General features: G+C 63.3%; 14 protein-coding genes and 3 pseudogenes. 5 read left to right on the top strand and 12 right to left on the bottom strand.

Features of this window, described 5'->3' with window-relative positions:
* Positions 1-325: 325 nt before the first annotated feature.
* Entirely contained in the window at positions 326-928 is a 603-nt protein-coding gene (locus tag AC0L27_RS34880; protein ID WP_473322251.1) for an addiction module antidote protein, read from the bottom strand.
* A gap of 108 nt (positions 929-1,036) precedes the next feature.
* On the opposite strand from AC0L27_RS34880, the gene AC0L27_RS34875 reads away from it, so the two are divergent.
* The 4 genes and pseudogenes from AC0L27_RS34875 to AC0L27_RS34860 form a co-directional block, all read left to right on the top strand.
* On the top strand, positions 1,037-1,816 hold the full coding sequence (locus tag AC0L27_RS34875; RefSeq protein ID WP_473322249.1) for an outer membrane protein: 780 nt from the start codon (positions 1,037-1,039) through the stop codon (positions 1,814-1,816).
* A gap of 235 nt (positions 1,817-2,051) precedes the next feature.
* A pseudogene (locus tag AC0L27_RS34870) lies at positions 2,052-2,282 on the top strand (helix-turn-helix domain-containing protein); the annotation flags it as partial.
* 26 nt (positions 2,283-2,308) lie between these two features.
* Positions 2,309-3,442, top strand: a complete 1,134-nt coding sequence (locus AC0L27_RS34865) for a tyrosine-type recombinase/integrase (RefSeq protein WP_473322247.1) — start codon at positions 2,309-2,311, stop codon at positions 3,440-3,442.
* 32 nt (positions 3,443-3,474) lie between these two features.
* Positions 3,475-4,551, top strand: a pseudogene (locus tag AC0L27_RS34860) (ComEC/Rec2 family competence protein); the annotation flags it as partial.
* Between the two features lie 9 nt (positions 4,552-4,560).
* On the opposite strand, the gene AC0L27_RS34855 reads toward AC0L27_RS34860, so the two are convergent.
* From AC0L27_RS34855 to AC0L27_RS34825, 7 genes are all read right to left on the bottom strand, one after another.
* A complete protein-coding gene (locus tag AC0L27_RS34855; RefSeq protein ID WP_473322246.1) occupies positions 4,561-5,502 on the bottom strand; it encodes a GAF domain-containing protein in 942 nt (313 codons plus the stop codon).
* Between the two features lie 223 nt (positions 5,503-5,725).
* On the bottom strand, positions 5,726-6,160 hold the full coding sequence (locus tag AC0L27_RS34850; protein ID WP_354209836.1) for a hypothetical protein: 435 nt from the start codon (positions 6,158-6,160) through the stop codon (positions 5,726-5,728).
* A 461-nt stretch (positions 6,161-6,621) separates the two neighbouring features.
* The gene (lexA, locus tag AC0L27_RS34845) at positions 6,622-7,323 is read right to left on the bottom strand and encodes a transcriptional repressor LexA (RefSeq protein WP_106945054.1); all 702 of its coding nucleotides are present in this window, start codon (positions 7,321-7,323) and stop codon (positions 6,622-6,624) included.
* 176 nt (positions 7,324-7,499) lie between these two features.
* Positions 7,500-8,711: a molybdopterin molybdotransferase MoeA gene (locus AC0L27_RS34840; protein ID WP_354059099.1), complete on the bottom strand. Its 1,212-nt coding sequence runs from the start codon at positions 8,709-8,711 to the stop codon at positions 7,500-7,502.
* Positions 8,712-8,939: 228 nt separating this feature from the next.
* Positions 8,940-9,131: a hypothetical protein gene (locus tag AC0L27_RS34835; RefSeq protein ID WP_275171251.1), complete on the bottom strand. Its 192-nt coding sequence runs from the start codon at positions 9,129-9,131 to the stop codon at positions 8,940-8,942.
* Between the two features lie 169 nt (positions 9,132-9,300).
* Complete coding sequence (locus AC0L27_RS34830; protein WP_275171250.1) at positions 9,301-9,933, bottom strand: HAD family hydrolase; 633 nt, start codon at positions 9,931-9,933, stop codon at positions 9,301-9,303.
* An 8-nt stretch (positions 9,934-9,941) separates the two neighbouring features.
* Positions 9,942-11,075, bottom strand: coding sequence for an alpha-hydroxy acid oxidase (locus AC0L27_RS34825; RefSeq protein WP_354059102.1), 1,134 nt, complete (start codon positions 11,073-11,075; stop codon positions 9,942-9,944).
* 304 nt (positions 11,076-11,379) lie between these two features.
* Here AC0L27_RS34825 and AC0L27_RS34820 point away from each other — a divergent pair, with 304 nt between their 5' ends.
* On the top strand, positions 11,380-12,717 hold the full coding sequence (locus AC0L27_RS34820) for a S41 family peptidase (RefSeq protein WP_354059104.1): 1,338 nt from the start codon (positions 11,380-11,382) through the stop codon (positions 12,715-12,717).
* A gap of 92 nt (positions 12,718-12,809) precedes the next feature.
* Here the strand turns inward: AC0L27_RS34820 and AC0L27_RS34815 are convergent.
* From AC0L27_RS34815 to AC0L27_RS34800, 4 genes and pseudogenes are all read right to left on the bottom strand, one after another.
* Positions 12,810-13,546, bottom strand: a pseudogene (locus AC0L27_RS34815) (SDR family oxidoreductase).
* Between the two features lie 344 nt (positions 13,547-13,890).
* Positions 13,891-14,742 (bottom strand): DMT family transporter, encoded by an 852-nt coding sequence (locus AC0L27_RS34810; protein WP_473322245.1) that lies wholly within the window; start codon positions 14,740-14,742, stop codon positions 13,891-13,893.
* An 81-nt stretch (positions 14,743-14,823) separates the two neighbouring features.
* Positions 14,824-15,438, bottom strand: coding sequence for a TetR/AcrR family transcriptional regulator (locus tag AC0L27_RS34805; protein ID WP_473322253.1), 615 nt, complete (start codon positions 15,436-15,438; stop codon positions 14,824-14,826).
* A gap of 88 nt (positions 15,439-15,526) precedes the next feature.
* Positions 15,527-18,259 carry a bifunctional diguanylate cyclase/phosphodiesterase gene (locus AC0L27_RS34800; RefSeq protein ID WP_354209830.1) on the bottom strand — a complete coding sequence of 911 codons (2,733 nt, stop codon included), beginning with the start codon at positions 18,257-18,259 and terminating at the stop codon, positions 15,527-15,529.
* Between the last annotated feature and the right edge of the window lie 157 nt (positions 18,260-18,416).

Below are 18,416 nucleotides of genomic sequence, written 5' to 3'. Positions count from 1 at the left end.
GTGGGCCCTAGCACTCCGGCCAGGAACTCGGTTCAACTCTCGGCGTTAGCCGACATGCCCAAAGAGATCAGAATAACATTGGCCGCCACCTGTGTGGTGGCCTTCAGCGTGGCGGCTCTCGTGTCTCCTCACTAGAGGCCAACAAACCAAAAGAGACGACCCGGGCTGCATTGCCTGGGGGGTCAAGGCTGGGGCCGCTCCGCCAGCTCGAAGGAGGGAGCTAGCAAGACAGCAAGCCGGGCAGTGATGCTAGGTTCCTACAGATGTCCTGCCCGAGTGTCAGTAGCCGCATTGAACTTTTCCCTAGTCTCCAAGGCGCGCTCACCTAGTCGTGGGAGGCGTGGGATATCTTTCGCGGACGACCTAGTTTGGGACGAGGAGCCCTGGCCTTGGGCTGCATGCCCTCGATCACGAACCTCACCTGTAAGGCGGTGAAGAGGCTAAAAACCCGGCTTAGCTGCGGGTCGACTTTCCCGCCAAATGTCTTGTAAACCGTCGTTCGCAATATCCCGAGTTCGAGCGCAAGCGCGGTCACGTTCTGCGCCTTTACGACGGTGCTGAGCCCTCGAATGGCATCCGCCGGATTCACGCAAGCGAAAGCCTCATTCAGGCGAGCCGCGGCTCCGTCTGGGCTGTCAGTGCCGGACACAGGCACAACGCAGGCCCTTACGTTTATTGCCCTAAACAGCCTGAGGATTCGGCTTAGCTGCGGGTCGATTCGCCCTCCAAACGTCCTATAGAGAGCGTCTCGCCGCAAACCAGCGTCCCGCGCTAATATCTGGACGTTTTGGGCTTTCATGACCAGGCCAAGCGCGTTCCGCGCCTTTCCTGGGTCATTTTCCGCAAATTTTTCAGTCAGATAGGCGGATATTGCCGCCGGATTATCGCGGAGCAAATCTAGTATGTTTGCTTCATCGCCTGTCAGCATTGCGGGAGCGTTTGTCCGTTACTGTGGCCGCGGAGCTACAGCATTTTCGGCCCGTGAGTCTAGATTGCCGCCATCAGACATTGACCGCTTCCACTTGGGGACATGAAGATGAAAAAGACTTTGCTCGCGCTGGCCGCCATTGCGGCGATGACCGGTTCGGCCTCAGCCGCTGACCTTGGCGCCCGTCCCTACGTGAAGGCGCCGATGGCGGCTCCGGTTGCCAACTGGACCGGCTTTTACATCTTCGGCGGCGGCGGCGGCGGCCTCTCGAATGCTGACCAGAGCGTTGTGGATACGGCCACCGGCACGCCGTTGACCATCACCCAGCGCCAGGGTGGTTCGGGCTGGTTCGGCACCGTTGGCCTTGGCTACGACTGGCAGTTCAGCGGCACCTGGGTCGCCGGTGTATTCGCGGACGGTCAGTTCGGCAGCATCCGCGCCACCATCCAGGATCCGATCTTCGGCATCACCGGCAGCCAGAAGCTGGAAGACTCTTGGGCCGCTGGTATCCGCCTCGGCTGGCTGGCCGCTCCGAACGTTCTCACCTACGTCAACGGCGGTTACTCGGGCGCCCACTTCGGCCAGACCAACTTCACTGACCTCGCTGGCGTCCCGGTCGGTGCCCACCTCAACAGCTACAACCGCAACGGCTGGTTCATCGGCGGCGGCGTCGAGAATAGCTTGAACTTCTTCGGCATCTCTTCGCCCGGCTGGTTCATGAAGACCGAGTATCGTTCGGCCTTCTACAACGCCAAGACGCAGGACGAATTGATCGACGGCAGCAACCTCCCGACCGGCAACAGCATCCGCGCCAACAGCTGGAACCAGACGGTCTCCACCTCGCTGGTCTACCGCTTCAACTGGACTGGTGCGGGCGTCAGGTACTGATCCGGTCTGACGATCAAACATCAAAGCCCCGGCATCGTCCGGGGCTTTTTTATTATGGCTGTTGCTTTCCCTTGAGAAACGGAGTGCCGTCCATTGCCTAAATCGCTTGTTGGGGTGGGGGCGGGCTCATTCTTCGGTGGAGTAAGTAACGAAGTGTTACAAATCAGCTCCAAAGCAGGTTTGCGCCCCATTTGCCGCGAAGCGGCGGGTTATAAAACCGGTACGTGCGTCGGCATTGGCCGGCGAGGTTTGCAGAGCAATATTTCTGAGGGGCGCGCTCTTGCCCAATCCCGCAAACGACAACAACCGTTTGCTCACACCCGAGCAGGCGGCCTCCTGGCTTAACATCACTGAAGATCATCTTCGCGACCTCGTTAGCGAAGGCGCCATCGGATACATCAACGTCGGGCTCGGCAAAAAGCGGCCACGCCGCCGATTCACCGAGACGGATCTGAACGAATTCATTGAAGGCCGCCGCAGGAGGGAAGTGCCGTGTCCGTCTACCGTGACAAGCGTTCGCCGTATTACCAATTCGACTTCCAGCACGAAGGTCATCGGTTTCATGGCAGCACGAAATGCACGAATAGACGAGATGCAGAAAAGTTCGAGGCTGCAGAGCTAGAGAAAGCCAAGACGCTGGTGCGGGCGACGCGGCGCTCGAAGGCGTCGCTCGCCATTGATGATGTTGCCGACCGCCTCTGGAACGATAGCGCGCAGTACGACTCGGAGCCGAAGGCAACCGAGACCAACGTTGCACGGCTGATCGAGTACTTCGGCAAGGAGAAGCCGCTAACAGAGATCGACCACAAGGCGGCTAAGGAGCTTGTGGCGTGGCGGCGTGGGCATCGGGTCTCGCGACGCGGCAAGCGTACTAAGGAAGCGGAGCAGGCCCTGCCGCTGGTTTCAAACGCTACGGTCAACCGGTCGGCGACCAAGGTGCTGCAGCGACTATTCACCTTCGCCAAGGCCGAGAAGGTGGTGTTCGAGAATGAACCTGACTGGGGCAAGCTTTTGCTGGCAGAGCCGGAGGAGCGAGTCCGCGAACTCAAGGGTGAGGAGGCCGATGCGCTCGACGAAGCGATGCGGCTCGACTACGCACCGTTCTTTGATTTCGTTCGCGCCAGCGGCATGCGTCTCAAAGAATGTGTGACGCTGCGGTGGGCGGAGGTGGACTTCGGGACCCGGCAGATCGTGAGGTTCGGGAAGGGCAAGAGGAGGGTGGTGTTCCCGATCACGGAAGCGGTTCGCGAGATCCTGTTTCCGCTGCGGGGGCAGCACCCGGAGTTTTGCTTCACCTATGTGGCCGTATACGGCAATAAGCGGCTTGGCCGGGTGAGGGGCCAGCGCTACCCGCTAACCTACACCGGAGCCAAAACGGCCTGGCAGCGGCTGCGGGCCGGCTCTGGCCTGAAGGACTTCCGTTTCCACGACTTCAGGCACGACTTCGGAACCAAGCTTCTTCGCGACAGCGGTAACCTCAAGCTGGTGCAAAAGGCGCTCAATCACCGGGACATTAAGAGCACCCTGAGATACGCGCATGTGCTGGATGAGGACGTTGCCGTAGCGGTCGAGCGGCTCGCAGAGTCCCGGAAAAAGTCCCGGACTAAGCTTCGGGAGGCAGGGTAAGCGTTTGAATTAACAAGCGAACCGGGAATCCGCATTCCACATTTCAGATGTCGTTTGCGGCAACGCTCGGGCTGGTGGCGCTGGTGCAGATCGGCATGCCGAATTTGTTTGCCTCGCCGGACCATTCGGCGACCGCGCGCATCGCGATGTGGGGTGGCCGCGAGATTGCGATGCTGTTCATGGCTTCGCTGATTGCGGGACTTGCGACCACACCCTACGCCGCTTTCCATTTCCACCGTGTCACGCCGTTCGGTGTGCTCGCCAATCTCGGCGCGATGCCGGTGGTCTCGGCGCTGGTGATGCCGGCGGGACTGTTGGGGCTGCTTGCGGCGCCGTTCGGGCTGGACAACGTGTTCTGGTGGCTGATGGGGATCGGCATCGAGTGGATGGTCGCGGTCTCGCGCTGGGTCGCGGCTTTGCCGGGCGCGGTCGGCCGCATCCCGGCGTTCGGGATCGCGCCGCTGATCGCGGCGAGCCTGGGAATCATCGCGCTGGGCTTGTTGCGCACGCCGCTACGCTGGTCCGGCGCCCTGGTGCTGCTGGCAGCGATCCTCTGGGGACTGTCGTCCCGGCAGCCCGACATCCTGATTGCCGGGGATGGCGCGAGCGTCGCCGTGCGGGGCAGGGACGGACATCTGCACCTGATCAGGACGAGCAAGGACAGCTTTCTGCTCAAGGAATGGCTCGCTGCCGACGCGGATCCGCGCGATGCCGGCCGAGCCTCGCTGGCCGATGGCGTGTCCTGTGACGAATCCGGCTGCGTGACGCCACTGGCCGACGGGAGGCTGGTCGCGCTGGCACTGCGCGTCGACGCTCTCGCGGACGATTGCAGTCGGGCCGCGCTGGTGGTGACGACACGTCCCGCGCCGCCCGATTGCGCGGCGATGGTGGTCGATCGGCAGCGGCTCGCCAGCCAGAGCGCGCTGGCGCTGACGCAGCGTGGTGAGGGTTTTGTGGTTCAGGCGGTGAGGGCGAGAGGCACGAGCCGCCCCTGGTTACCGACCGGCGCCGGCGAGGGTGATTTCGACGGCAGCCTTGCGCCTAAGACGACCGCGCCCCGCACCAAGGACGCAACGCCGGCGGAGACCGACTTGCAGGCCGACGATTGATCGGATCGGTTACAAGTACCAGGCCAGCACGGCGTCGAGCCTGGAATTGCCGATGACCGGCAGGGCCACCATCCGGCTCAGTCCGGCTGTGCAGGCTTCGAAACCGGCGACCGAGCCGTCATGCGCGAGCTCATTGTTGAGCGCGGGCATGCCGGTCGCCCAGGCCCCGCCGATGCTGCCTTCGCCTCTGGCAATGGATTTTTCCGCATAGAGCGCGGCAAGGTCGGTCTGCGCGCTGCAATCGCCGGCGCGGAACACCAGTGCCGAGTGGGTCTCGTTCGGGATCCAGATCTCGAAGCGTCGCGCAATCGGCGTGGCCTGCGCGGAGAGGAATGTCAGGACCCAGGTCTGGTCCGTGCCGGTCCGATAGGGCACGCCGACGCCGCAATTGATCCCGACCTTGGCTGCGTCCTCCCAGCGCAGAAAACTCCTGGCGTCGTGCAGGTCCTTGATGATCAGCGGCAGCCCCGCCTTCCAGGTGCGGCCAGGCAGGCCAAAGCCGCGAGGAAATTTAGTGTGGCGGGAGTTGAATTCGAACATGTCGGCGGTGCCACAATAGCCATCGACGAGCCCCATCTCGTGGGAGGCATCTGGGTCGTTGTGCCAAAGCTCGATCGCCCCGACATGCGCTTCGTCGTCGCCGCAGAATAGCACCATGACGGCTTGCAGGAATTCACCCGCAAACACCGGCACCGCGACGCCGCAGGTGAGGCCGGCCGCGAGCGCCTGATCGGTCCGTTTGAAATAGGAGTTGGCGAATTTGGTGAGGATCACGGGGTGGCCCGCGGCCCAAGCCTTGCCCGGAAGTCCCTCGTCATACCCGAAGTGCAGCTCTTCGCTGACGGCCTTGAACGCGGACAGCCCTTCGTCGTAGAGGCCGCCACCAAACTCCAGCCGCATGCGCGTCCGATCGGGCACCCAGAGTTCAACGACGCGAAGGAAGGTTTTCATCGAGCGTGTCCGCCGTCTCAAGCCCTGACAGCATCGGTCATTTGGCTGCGAAGCGGACGTTCAAACTTCAGGCAGGGCGGCTCAAACTTCGTGCGGCGGAGAGGTGCAACGGCTTGGTCCATCCGATTGGATTTCGCGGACGCAAGCCACACCATCTCGCCGGCCGCGGCCGGCGATGGCAATTCAATCCTGACCCCCGACCTCGTAGCCGGAGGCGGCTGTGTCAGCCGATCGGCAGGTGCGTGACGGTCGGCTGCCGGTCGGCGATAATCTGCACCTTGTGCTCGCGCTCGGCGACCGACTGAGTTACCGGCAGCTGCAGCACGGTCGCGCGCTGGCCTTCGACGAGCTGCGTCACCAGCACATATTTACCGTCGGGGAATTCGATCGCGTCATGATGGCGGTCGGGAATGTGCGGATCCATCTTGCCGAACTTACCCACGCGGGAATTGATCGTGCGTGTCCAGATCCAGCGATTGTCGTAGCGGACGTCGTCGGCGAAGGCGAGCTCCGTTCCTGGCAGCAGGCAGACGGCAACAGACGGATCGGCTGCGGAGGCGAAGCCGCGCGTCGAGGTGCCGCGGAAGCTTGTCGTGACGATCGTCTCGCCGACTTCGGCGGGGCGCGACGCGACGGCATGCAGGCTGTAGTCACACATCGGGTGCTCCTCATGCTGGGATAGCTACCCGCGTCTCTTATCGAGGCGCAGGCCTCTATCAGAGTGGAAGCACGAACGCTCTGCTTGGTTATGGGCAAATCTGCGGCTGGCTTCTGCAAGCCGCGATCACATTATCTTTCCCGAATTCAATAGGAACAAAGCCCGTTGCGATGCATTCGGGAGGCGCATGCGCGAATATTGCCGGCTTGGCTGCAGCGGTCGAACTTGATCGCTGGCCGGTGTTTCCTCGAACACTTGAGCCGCGAAGCGGTGCTGTTTGAAGCCGTGCTGTTTCGTTGGCGTCGTGAGGAGCCAGCCCCGGAGGAGGGGCCGGATAGTCTGTGCAGAACCAGAACGACTATCCAGCCGGAGCGGACGATGATCCGCTCCAATCTCTGACCGGCGATGCCGGTGGAAGCGCGCGAGGCGCCAAGCACTTCCGGTATGAAGCACTTCCGGTATCAGTACTTCCGGTAAAGCCCGATCAGCTTGCCCTGAATCTTCACCCGGTTGGGCGGCAGGATGCGGACCTCATAGGCCGCGTTGGCGGGCTCGAGCGCGATCGATGCACCGCGACGGCGGAAGCGCTTCAGCGTCGCTTCCTCGTCGTCGATCAGCGCCACCACGATGTCGCCGGTATCGGCGCTCTCGTTGCGCTGGATCAGTGCCATGTCGCCGTCAAGAATGCCGGCCTCGACCATGGAATCGCCGCGCACTTCGAGCGCGTAATGCTCGCCCGAGCCGAGCATGTCAGGCGGTACGCTGATGGTATGGCTGCGGGTCTGCAACGCCTCGATCGGCGTGCCGGCCGCGATGCGGCCCATCACCGGCACCGCAACGGGACGCTCGCCCTCGTCAGCCGGCAGGCTGGAGCTCGCACGCACCTTGCCGAGATTGCCCTCGATGACGCTCGGCGTGAAGCCGCGCCGGCTGCCTGCGGCTGCCTGGAGCTCCGGCAGCTTAATGACTTCAATCGCACGGGCGCGGTTGGGCAGGCGTCGGATGAAGCCACGCTCCTCGAGCGCCGTGATCAGGCGATGGATGCCCGACTTCGAGCGCAGGTCGAGCGCATCCTTCATCTCGTCGAAGGAAGGCGGCACGCCACTTTCCTTCAGACGTTCACTGATGAACCGCAGAAGCTCGTATTGTTTGCGCGTTAACATCTCGACCAAAGTCCCCCGGTTGATGTCGTCCGATTCCGAGACGCTGAATTCGGCTATATGCCGCTACATGCTCGAAACAAATCATGAACGGACACTATATGTTCGATACATGTTCCGCAACTGCTTAATTTACCGTGAACAGAGCAAAGTTCGCGGAACGCGCGTTGCCGAGGCGCTCAGACGGGGAGCCGCAATACTTCGCAAGCCGTGCCGGCTTCGGCCTTCGGCGCAAACGGAGCGCGCACGAGAAGTACCTGTGCTGCAGCGAGATTCGCAAGCAGCGAAGAATCCTGATGGTTGACGGGAAGAACGACGCGTGTGCCGTCGTCACGCTCCTCCAGATGCGCGCGCAGATAGTCCTCGCGCTGGTCGTTGGCGCCGACGTCGCGGCCGAGCACGGCGCTTTCACGGCGATGGTGAATCACAGAACGGCCAGACAGGGCGCGAATCAGAGGCACCAGGAACAGGAAAGCGCACACGTAGGACGACACGGGATTGCCCGGCAGGCCGATCACACCCATTGTGCCGAGCCGACCGTGCATCATCGGCTTGCCTGGCCGCATCGCGATTTTCCAGAACGCCATCGCGATGCCTTCGTCCCTCAGTGCCTGCTGGACCAGATCGTGGTCGCCGACCGATGCGCCGCCGGTCGTGATCAGGATGTCGGCGCCGCTCTCGCGGGCGCGGCGGATGCCGGCGGTGGTGGCCTCCAGCGTGTCGGCGGCAATACCGAGGTCGATGGTCTCGGCGCCCTCCCTGCGGGCGAGTGCGTGCAGGGCGTAGCCGTTGGAATAGACGATCTGGCCGTGACCGGGCGTGGTGCCCGGCATCACCAGCTCGTCGCCGGTGGCGAGAATCGCGACCTTCGGACGCCTGAAAACGGCAAGGTGCGGATGGTTCATCCCGGCGGCGAGCGCGAGGTCGCGCTCGGTGAGACGGCTTCCCTTGCGCAGGAGCACGTCGCCCTCGCGGAAATCGACGCCGGCGGGACGGATGTGCCGTCCGGCGATCGCGGCTTCCTTGATCGTGATACGCTTGCCGGCGGCGACCGTGTCCTCCTGGATCACGACGGCGTCCGCGCCACCGGGAACGACGCCGCCGGTGAAGATCCGCACGGCCTCGCCGGCGCCGACCGTCCCCGCGAACGGTCGGCCTGCCGCGACTTCGCCGATGACGGTGAGCTCCGAATCGATCGTCGCGGCATCGGCCGCGCGCACCGCGTAGCCGTCCATCGCGGACATCGCCTGCGGCGGCTGCGTACGTCGCGCCGCGACGTCACGCGCGAGCACGCGATGGTAGGCCTCGTCGAGGGAAATCATGTCTTCCGGCAGCGGCTCTGCACCCGCCAGCACTGCGGCAAGCGCGTCAGAAACCGGCATCAAGGCCACGGCGAAAACTCCTGCTCGGCACGTTCGGGCGAATGTTCCGCAAGTCTTCTAGCCGAGCGCGGGCGCGGAGGCAAAAACGGCTGAACGGGCGCAGTCATTCCCGCCGCTTCATGTTGTTCCGGAAGCCGGGATCAAGCGCGTCGCGCCATGATCCGAAGGAGGTTACAGATCGGCAGGATAGTGGTCATGGTAAGACGAGAACGACGTGCGCCCCCCGGCCTGTATCGATCAGCTCCCTGCCTGCCCGGGAGTTACGTCGGGCGCCTTGGGTCCTTGATCCTTGTCGGGTAGCGGATCGGCTTGGGATTTCAGGTCGGCGGCCTTGCTCACAAGCTTGGCGGAAAGGTCCGAATCTGAAGTTGTCCTGGCGAATTCAAGAAGAAGAGAGGCTTGCTTGGTGAGGTAGGTTTTGCCCAGCACGATGATGCATCCGTCCGTAGAAGTCCCAACGGACTCTAAGAGTCCGGAAGGCGGTATTCCGTTCCCGGAACTCTGTACAAAAATGCACAAAGTGATCGGGTTCCTCAATTCCTTCAAAATTGGTCCCGTCGGGCCGTGCCGCCGTGGGTTTCGCGACAAGGGCTCCTCGTCAAATGCCCAATGCCTTCAATGCGTTCCCGACGTCACGCGGCGAAGTCACATGCACGGCCGTCAAGCCGCGCGCCCGCGCTCCCTCGATGTTTTCGGCAAGATCGTCGAAGAACACGATGCGCCCGGCGGGTACGCCGATCGCTGCAACGACGTGGTCGAAGGCCTCCGCATCCGGTTTGCGCAAGCCGATGCTGGACGACAAATAGAGCTCGCGGAAATGGCCGAGGAGGTCGGCATATTCCCTTGAGAAATGGTCCACGTGCGGCCGGTTGGTATTGGAGAAAGCGTAGAGCGGCATCTGCTTCGCTGCCCGCGGCAGCAGCTCGGCGATGTCAGGCATTTCGCCGGCGAAAATCGCGTTCCAGCCTTCCAGGAACTGCGCGTCCGAAATGCCGATTCCGAGCGAGGCTCGCAATGAGGCGAAATAGTCCTCATCGCTGATCTTCCCCATCTCGTGCAACCGATAGGCTTCGCTGTCCCGCACATAGCGCGCGACGAGGGATTCGGGCTTGCAGCCGGCATGTCCCGACCAGCAGGCGATGGCCTTGGAGAAATCGATATCGAGCACCACGCGGCCGAGATCGAACAGAAGCGCATCCGCGCTGCCGGGAGAGAGCGATGTCACCTGCACCCTTTCATTCAGTATCGATATGGCTCGTGGTCGAACAGCGGAAACGCGCTGAACACGCTGGGCGCGTTGGTTGCGGTCGCCTGATGAAGGCAGGATTTGTTGACCTCGGCGAACGAGGTTGCACCCAAGAGGCCGAGGCAGCGCAGCACTTCGTCCTCGAGCAGCTCCAGCATGCGCGCCACGCCGGCTTCGCCGGCCGCCGCCAGCGCCCAGCATTGCAGCCGGCCGATGCCGACGAGGTCGGCGCCCGCCGCGATCGCCTTGACGATGTCGGTGCCGCGACAGACACCGCCATCGACCATGATCTTGGCGCGGCCGTTCACGGCGTCGACAATCTCGGGCAGAACATGCATGGCGCCGCGACCGTGATCGAGCTGACGGCCGCCATGGTTGGAGACGTAAATCCATTCGACGCCGTGATCGATCGCGATCAGCGCGTCCTCCGGCGTCGCGATGCCTTTGAGGATCAGCGGGATCTTGAACTTGTCCTTGATCATCTTCACCGTCCGCCACTCCAGACCCTTCTGGTAATCGCCGCCGGTGGCGCGCAGGCGGCTCTCGCGAACGTAGCGCTTGGCGATGTCACGTTCGCGACGGCTGTAATGAGCGGTGTCGACGGTCAGGCAGAAGGCGGCATAGGCATTCTTCTCGGCCCGGCTGACGACGTCGGCGACGAACGCGTCGTCGCCGCGCACATAGAGCTGGTAGAGGCGCAGGGCGTCGGGCGCAGCTTCGGCGGTCTTTTCGAGGCCGGGCTCGGACACCGAACTGAGCATGTGCGCTGCACCGAAAGTGCCGCAGGCGCGCGCTACGCTCGCCGCACCATCCGGGTCGAAGATCTCGAGCGCGCCGACGGGGGCGAGCACCACCGGCAGGCGCATCTTGCGGCCGAACTGCTCGACCGAACCTGTGACCTTGCGGACATCGCGCAGCACGCGCGGGCGGAAGGCGATCTCGTCCAGCGCCATGCGGTTGCGACGCATCGTGGTCTCGGTCTCGGCTGCGCCGACGATATAATCCCAGGCATTCTGGTTGAGGTTGGAACGCGCTTTCCGGATGAATTCATGCAGATTCTGGAACGGCTCGGTGCTGGCGCCGAGCTCGACGTTCCTTTCCGCTTGGATGCGGGGTGCTTCGTTCATTGTTATCCTCCCGAGAATTTGAAGCCTTACCTCATCGCCTAACCCGTCCGCGTCGCCAAAACCATCCTAAAATGGCATGGCTGCAAGGCGTGGGCCGGCCGGCCGTCCCGCTGCGCTCATACCGGGTCCTGCAACGTTGCCGAAAGTTTAGGTCCGGACGAAGGGATTTTTACGGGGTACCCGCCGGCGTGGCATCCCGGCCTTGAAGAAACCGGAATGGTATTGTGAGAAGCAGGCTGGATCGCCATTTGGATGGCGGCTCCCCAGCCCCACCGAACCGCGAAGCAAAAAGGCCAGCCTATCCATGCGGAAAACCCTGCTGTTTCCACTGGGCGCGCTCACTGGAGCGTGTCTGACCCTTTTGGTAGCCAGTCCGCATGGCGGCGTATGGGCGGCACGGGCGGCAGCGAGGGCGGATGACGCCTATTCCAAACTCAATTTGTTCGGCGAAGTGTTCGAGCGGGTGAAGGCGAGCTATGTCGAGAAGCCCGACAATGCCAAGCTGATCGAAGGCGCGATCACCGGCATGGTGACCTCGCTCGATCCGCACTCGCGCTACATGAACGACAAGGCCTGGACCGAGATGCAGGAGACCACCTCCGGCGAGTTCGGCGGGCTCGGTATCGAGGTCACGATGGAGGAGGGGCTGGTCAAGGTCGTCTCGCCGATCGACGACACGCCGGCGTCCAAGGCCGGCATCATGTCGGGCGACCTCATCAGCAAGATCGATGGCGATGCCGTGCAGGGCATGACGCTCGAGCAGGCCGTCAACAAGATGAAGGGGCCGGTCGAGACCCAGACCAAGCTCACGATCGTGCGCAAGGGGGCCGACGCCCCGCTCGACGTCGCGATCAAGCGCGAGATCATCCATGTGCGCCCAGTGCGCTTCCACGTCGAGAATGGCGATATCGGCTATATCCGCGTCACCTCGTTCAACGAGCAGACCACCGATGGCCTGAAGAAGGCGATCGCATCGATCTCCAAGGACGTTCCGCCGGAGAAGCTGGTGGGCTACGTGATGGACCTGCGCAACAATCCGGGCGGATTGCTCGACCAGGCCGTGTCGGTGTCGAGCGCGTTCCTGCAGCGTGGCGAGGTCGTCTCGACCCGCGGCCGCAATCCGGAAGAGACCCAGCGCTTCACCGCGCATGGTGGCGACCTCACCAAGGGCAAGCCGCTGGTGGTTCTGGTCAATGGCGGCTCGGCCTCGGCCTCGGAGATCGTGGCCGGCGCGCTGCATGACCACAAGCGCGCCACGCTGATCGGTACGCGCTCGTTCGGCAAGGGCTCGGTGCAGACCATCATTCCGCTCGGCACCGGCAACGGCGCGCTGGCGCTGACCACGGCGCGCTACTACACACCCTCGGGCCGCTCGATCCAGGCCCAGGGCATCGCGCCCGACATCGAGATCCTCCAGGACGTGCCGCCCGAGCTGAAGGGCCGGATGGACACCATGGCGGAGTCCCAGATGCGCGGCCATCTCCAGGCGGCCGATGGCACCGAGCAGACCGGATCGCAGTCCTATGTCCCGCCGGAAGCGAAAGACGACAAGGCCCTGCATACGGCCTACGACTTCCTGCACGGCCAAACCGCAAATGCCGTCGCCGCCAAGCCGGCGCTGAAGGCTGCGGTGCCGAACTAGCCTAGGCCCTCGCGACGGTAAGGTATTGATCGCCCGGGAATGGATAGCCGTTCCCGGGCGAACTTGTTTCGGGACGCTGTGTCAGCTCGGGTTCATAGCCGCGAAGGTGGCCTCGTAGCGGCCGTCGCGCTCGACCAGTGCCGGGCGCGATCGCGCGCGACCAGCACCTCGCCGCCGGGATGGACCCGCGACTCCAGCAATTGCATGACCTCAGCGATATAGGCGGGAAGCGGCATCGCGCGCGTATCGCTCGCCTGTTGCGAGCCGGTGAGTTCGGTCCGCACATAGGGCGGTGCGAGCTCCAGCACTTCGACGGGGATCTTGCGAAGCTGACGCCGCAGCGACTGAAGCCAGGAGTGCAGGAACGTCTTGCTGGCACAGTAGGCCGGGAAGTCAGCGCGGGCACGAAGGCGAGGTTCGAGCTGGTCGCCATGATCGTCGCGTTCGGTTGCCCTTTCAGGAGCGGCAGGATCGCCGCGGTGACGCGCAGCACGCCCAGAATGTTGGTCGCGACGATGGCTTCCGCGTCCGCGGCGTCCCAGCCGTCTGCCGTCATGTCCTCCGGCCGCGAGATGCCAGCGTTGGCGATCAGCACGTTGAGCCTGGGAAAGCTTGCTCGGATTTCGGCCGAGAAGCGCGGCAGGCTTGAGGGATCGGCGAGGTCAAGCGTCAGGCCGATCAGGCCCGGGCGTTCAGCGGTGATCTGATCGAGCAAGGACTGCCGTCGCCCGGTAACGATGACGCGATTGCCGCGGTCGTGGAAAGCCTCGGCCAATGCGCGGCCGATGCCGCTGGTGGCGCCGGTAATGAGGATCGTGTTGCCGGTCATCTTCATGGTTGCTGCCTTTCTGTGGAGGTGAAGGCCACGGCAATCCAGGAAAACCCTGCCGGCGAGCAATCCCGGCGCGACAGCAACATCCAGGCGCGGATAAGCCGTGCCGGAAATGACGTCTTGAACGGGAAAGCGTCCGCAAGCTGGGAGAGTGATGGCATGACCGTGGCGTCTCGTGAATCGAGATCTCCCAGCTGGGATCCTCTCGACAAAGGACGCGTTGGATGACGGTAACGCCTACGGCAGCGCCAGAGGAGCTGCGAGGGCGGGATAGCTTGGCGGGTCACCACGGTCAAGTCCTCACGGGCCGACAGCTCAAGAGCTATGGCCGTTCAAATCAATCAAGCGCTCGGTCTCAACTGTGTGATGGCGACGCCGGAGATCGCGAGCAGCCCGCCGAAAATCAACTTTGAAGTCATGTGTTCGCCAAGGAACATCACGCTGGACGTCAAGGCGAACACTGGAAGCAGCAAACCGAAGGGCACGACGCGGCCCATGGAGCAACGCCCGATCAGCCAGAACCATAGGCCAAACCCGACAATTCCCCCGATAAAAATCGTGTAGGCGAGCGCCAGCCAACCACGTCCATCCGCAGTAACGAGGCTCGCGAGTTGTCCATGTTCAAGGAGCAGCGACATCACCATGACTTGCGGCACCGTGAGCAGCGAGGACCACCCCATCAACATCAGGGGATCAAAAGGCCCGTAGCGTTTCGTCAAGACGTTGGATATCGCGAATGCAAAGGCTGCCCCGACCACGAGCAGCAGTGGAAGCGTTTTTGCGGACACGCCGGGCTCCGCCGCCAACATGACCACACCGACGAATGCAAGCACTACTCCAGCGGAAGTGGTGAGAGATGGCCTCTCCGCGAGCAGCGGCCAAGCTAACAGGACCGTGAAGGGCGTGGCGAGTTGATAGGCGACGGCCGACATGCTGCCCGAGCCGAGCCCGAGGCCGACATAGAAGAGACCGAAGTTCAGCCCACCGAGGAAAAGCGAAATTGCTGCGATCGGGCCGAGCTGCCGACGCGTGGGCCGTTTGACGAAGGGAGTGAGCAGCAGCGCGATGGCCAAAAAGCGCAGCGCGAGGAAGAAGAGAGGGGGAAACTCCGTAACGCCCACTTTGATGGCCACGAACTGGTAACCCCAGAGCAGGGGGACGGCCACCGCACAGACGATCTGGATGGCCGACATGACATTCTTCCTTTCAAGACCGTTCGGTCTATATTTCGACGCGCCAGCAGCGGAAGCGGCCGAACCTGATAAAACGGTTGTCTACCTGATGAAGCGGTCGAGGAGAGCGTCAGCGGTGGCTTGTGACGTGATCCGCGTCGATGCCGCCTTGCCGACGACGCGCAGCCCCTCGACGAAACAGACGAGAATTTTCGCGGCACTTGAATGCTCGACGGCATCGGCCAGCTTGCCCGCCGCCTTCGCACGGGACAGTGCATCAGCCACCCTGGCCTCCATGGCATTGAAAAAGCTCCCGATGCGGCGGTCAACTTCGGCGTCACGGCCAGCCAGCTCCATGGCTGTGGCCACCAGCAGGCATCCGCGTCGGCCATTGGCGCCGCTCGTTCGGTCAACGTAGCCGGCGAGGTAGGCGCGCAGGCCGTCGACCGGATCTCTGCGGGGGTCGAGTTCGACATCCATGCGTGTCAGGGCATCGGCGATGTAGCGATCAAGCGCACGCAAGAACAGCGAGTGCTTGTCCCCGAAAGCCGCATAAAGGCTGCCGCGCGAGAGCTTCGTCGCACGAAGAAGGTCCGGTAGGGCCGTTGCGTGATAACCGCGCGACCAGAACACGCCCATCGCCCGCTCGACCGCGGCTTCCACGTCGAAACTTCGGGGACGGCCACGGGGCAACTGCACAGGGATTTGGCGACGCATTACCGATATATAGACCAATTGGTCGATAATTCCAAGTGGGCACCCTTGTCCCGTGAGCTGACGTTCCCGCGTGTGTGGTGGTAGATCCCTAGCTTGCCTCGCGGCGGCGGCTTTCGTTGCCGCCGCGCTGGGCGAGACGGCTGCGATGAGCTGCGAACAGCTCCAGCACCTTGTCGGCGGGTTTCGCGGCGCTGAACAGATAGCCCTGCATCTCGGAGCAGCCGAGTGCGCGCAGCAGACGCTGCTGCTCCTCGGTCTCGACACCCTCGGCCGTGGTGGTCATGCGGCGGGCGGCCGCGAGATTGACGACGGCCTGCACGATGCTGGCGGAGCCGTCGGGGCCGGCGATGTCGTTGACGAAGCAGCGGTCGATCTTGATCTTGTCGAACGGGAAGCGATGCAGATAGCTCAGCGAGGAGTAGCCGGTGCCGAAATCGTCCAGCGCGATGCGGACGCCGATGGCGCGGAGTTGATGCAGGACCGCAAGCGCGGTGTCGTCGTCGCGGATCAGCACCGCCTCGGTGATCTCGAGCTCGAGCCGGCTCGCCGGCAGATTGGAGGCGGCAAGCGCTGCCATGATCTTCAGCGCCAGCGTGCCGCTCTTGAACTGCACCGGCGAGACGTTGACGGCGAGGCGGATGTCGTCAGGCCAGTTCGCCGCGTCCCGGCAGGCGGTCGCCAGCACCCATTCGCCGATTTCGTTGATCAGGCCGGTGTCCTCGGCAATCGGAATGAACTCGGCCGGCGAGACCATGCCGCGCTCGGGATGGCGCCAGCGCACCAGCGCCTCGCAGCCGGTGATGCGGTCGTCCTTCAGGCTGAGGCAGGGCTGGTAGTACACCTCGAGGCCGCCTTCGCGCCCGCCTTGGGCGATGGCGTGGCGCAGGTCGATCTCGAGCTGCCGCCGCTCGTGGACCTTGGCGTCCATCTCTGGCTCGAAAAAGCGATAGGTGCGGCGCCCGGCGGCTTTGGCGGCGTACATCGCCATGTCCGCGTTCTTCAGGATCTGGTCCAGCGCCGTTCCATGTTCCGGCGCCAGCGCGATGCCGATGCTGGCGTCGGTGGCAAGATGATGTCCCATGCAGTCGAACGGCGCGCGGATGGCTTCGAACACGCGCGCGACGAGCTCGTTGACCTGATCCAGCGATGTCACCGCGCTCTGGACGATGGCGAATTCGTCGCCGCCGAGCCGCGCCACGAAGTCCGCCGGACCCGCACACCGTTGGAGGCTCTGCGCAACCGACTTCAGAAGCTCGTCACCGACGAGATGCCCGAGCGCGTCGTTGACGCCCTTGAACTCGTCGATGTCGATGTAGTGCACCGCGAGTTGTTCGCCCCCGGCGACGAGATCGAGTTCCTGACGCAGATGCTCGTGGAACATGGTGCGGTTGGGCAGGTCGGTCAGCGCGTCGTAGTGAGCGAGATGGGTGATGCGCTCCTCGATACGCCGGCGCTCCGTGATGTCCTCATGCGTCGCCACCCAGCCGCCGTCCGTGAGCGGTTCGTTGACGATCTGGATCGAGCGGCCGTCGGAGGTGTCGACCACCATGGAATTGCGCAGATGGACGTCGCGCAGGACCCGTGCGACATACTGGTCCAGATCGCCGGTGAACGAGCCGGTGGCTTTGCGGTGCGCAATGATGTCGTGGAAGCTGCAGCCGGGTCTCACGATTTCGGCCGACAGCCCGTACATCTCGATGTAGCGCTGATTGCAGATCACGAGCTGCTGCGCGGCGTCGAACAGCAGCAGACCCTGAGTCATGTTGTTGACGGCGCGGTCGAGACGCTGCATTTCCAGCGTCAACCGTTCCCGCGAAAGACGATGCTGCTCCAGGAGCTTGCGTACGATCGCGATCAGCACGCCCGCGATGGCGAGCGCGGAAGAGGCGGCGACCGAGATCAGGATGCCGATCTGCTCGCGCCAATCCGTCAGTGCCGTCGCGCGCGTCGTGGTGGCCATCATCAGGATCGGGAAGTGAGGCAGGGCGTGTGAGGAAATCAGCCGGTCCTCACCGTCGACGGGGCTGATGAAGCGGCCGGCAAAATGGTCGAGCCCGAAAACCTTTTGATGTGCGAACGGGCCGTTCTTGAAATTGCGCCCCATCAATTCGCTGGAATGGGGATAACGGGCGAGCATGGTGCCGTCCCGGTGCAGCATCGAGATCGTCGCACTTTCGCCGAGCACGGCGGACTCGAAGAATTTTTCGAAATTTGCCGGCTCGATGCCGCGTCCGACCACACCCATGAATTCGCCGTTCGGTCCCACGACCTTGCGCACGATCAGGATCGTCCAGGCGCCGGAGATGCGACTGTAAAGTGGTTCGATCAGAACGTCGGGAGCGTCGGGATCGTACCGGAAGGTGCGAAAATAGGCGCGATCGGCAACGTTCACGCTCGGGGCGGGCCATGCCGACGACGAATTGATCAAATTGCCTTCGGCATCGATGATATTGACGCCGCCTATGTAGGGCAGTGCCTCGATCTTCGAACGCAGCATCCGGTGGAGGTCGTGGCCGGCGAGGCGTTTGCGATAGTCCGCCGCATTGGTGATGCCGCTCGCGCGGACGTAGTCGACGAAATCCTTCTGGATGACCGCGAAATCCTGCAGTTGCTGGTCGAAATGATGGGCCAACATCAGCACGGTGTTTTCCAGCTCGCGGCCCGCGTTGCGCAGCGCACGTTCGCGGAAATTCTCCGCCATCAGCGTCGCGCCCACGGCGATGGCCGCGATCAGCAGCGTGCCGCCCACCACCAGCCAGCGGATCGGTCCGCTGCGCACGAAGGCCTGGTCAAAAAGGCGACTGCCGAATCCCGTCATCATGATCGATCGTTGTCGTGCACACGTCAGGGTCAATCCTTGACCCCTGAAACATCCGTTGGTTTACGGGAACGGAGTGGAGGCGAAGTTAGCAAGCTGGGTTAATGCGCCGTGAACGGAGGCTCGCAAAAGCAATCAATATGCGGGCGCGCCGGCATCG

Source organism: Bradyrhizobium sp. Ken51 (assembly GCF_055807435.1).
This window is presented reverse-complemented; position numbering and strand designations above follow the sequence as displayed.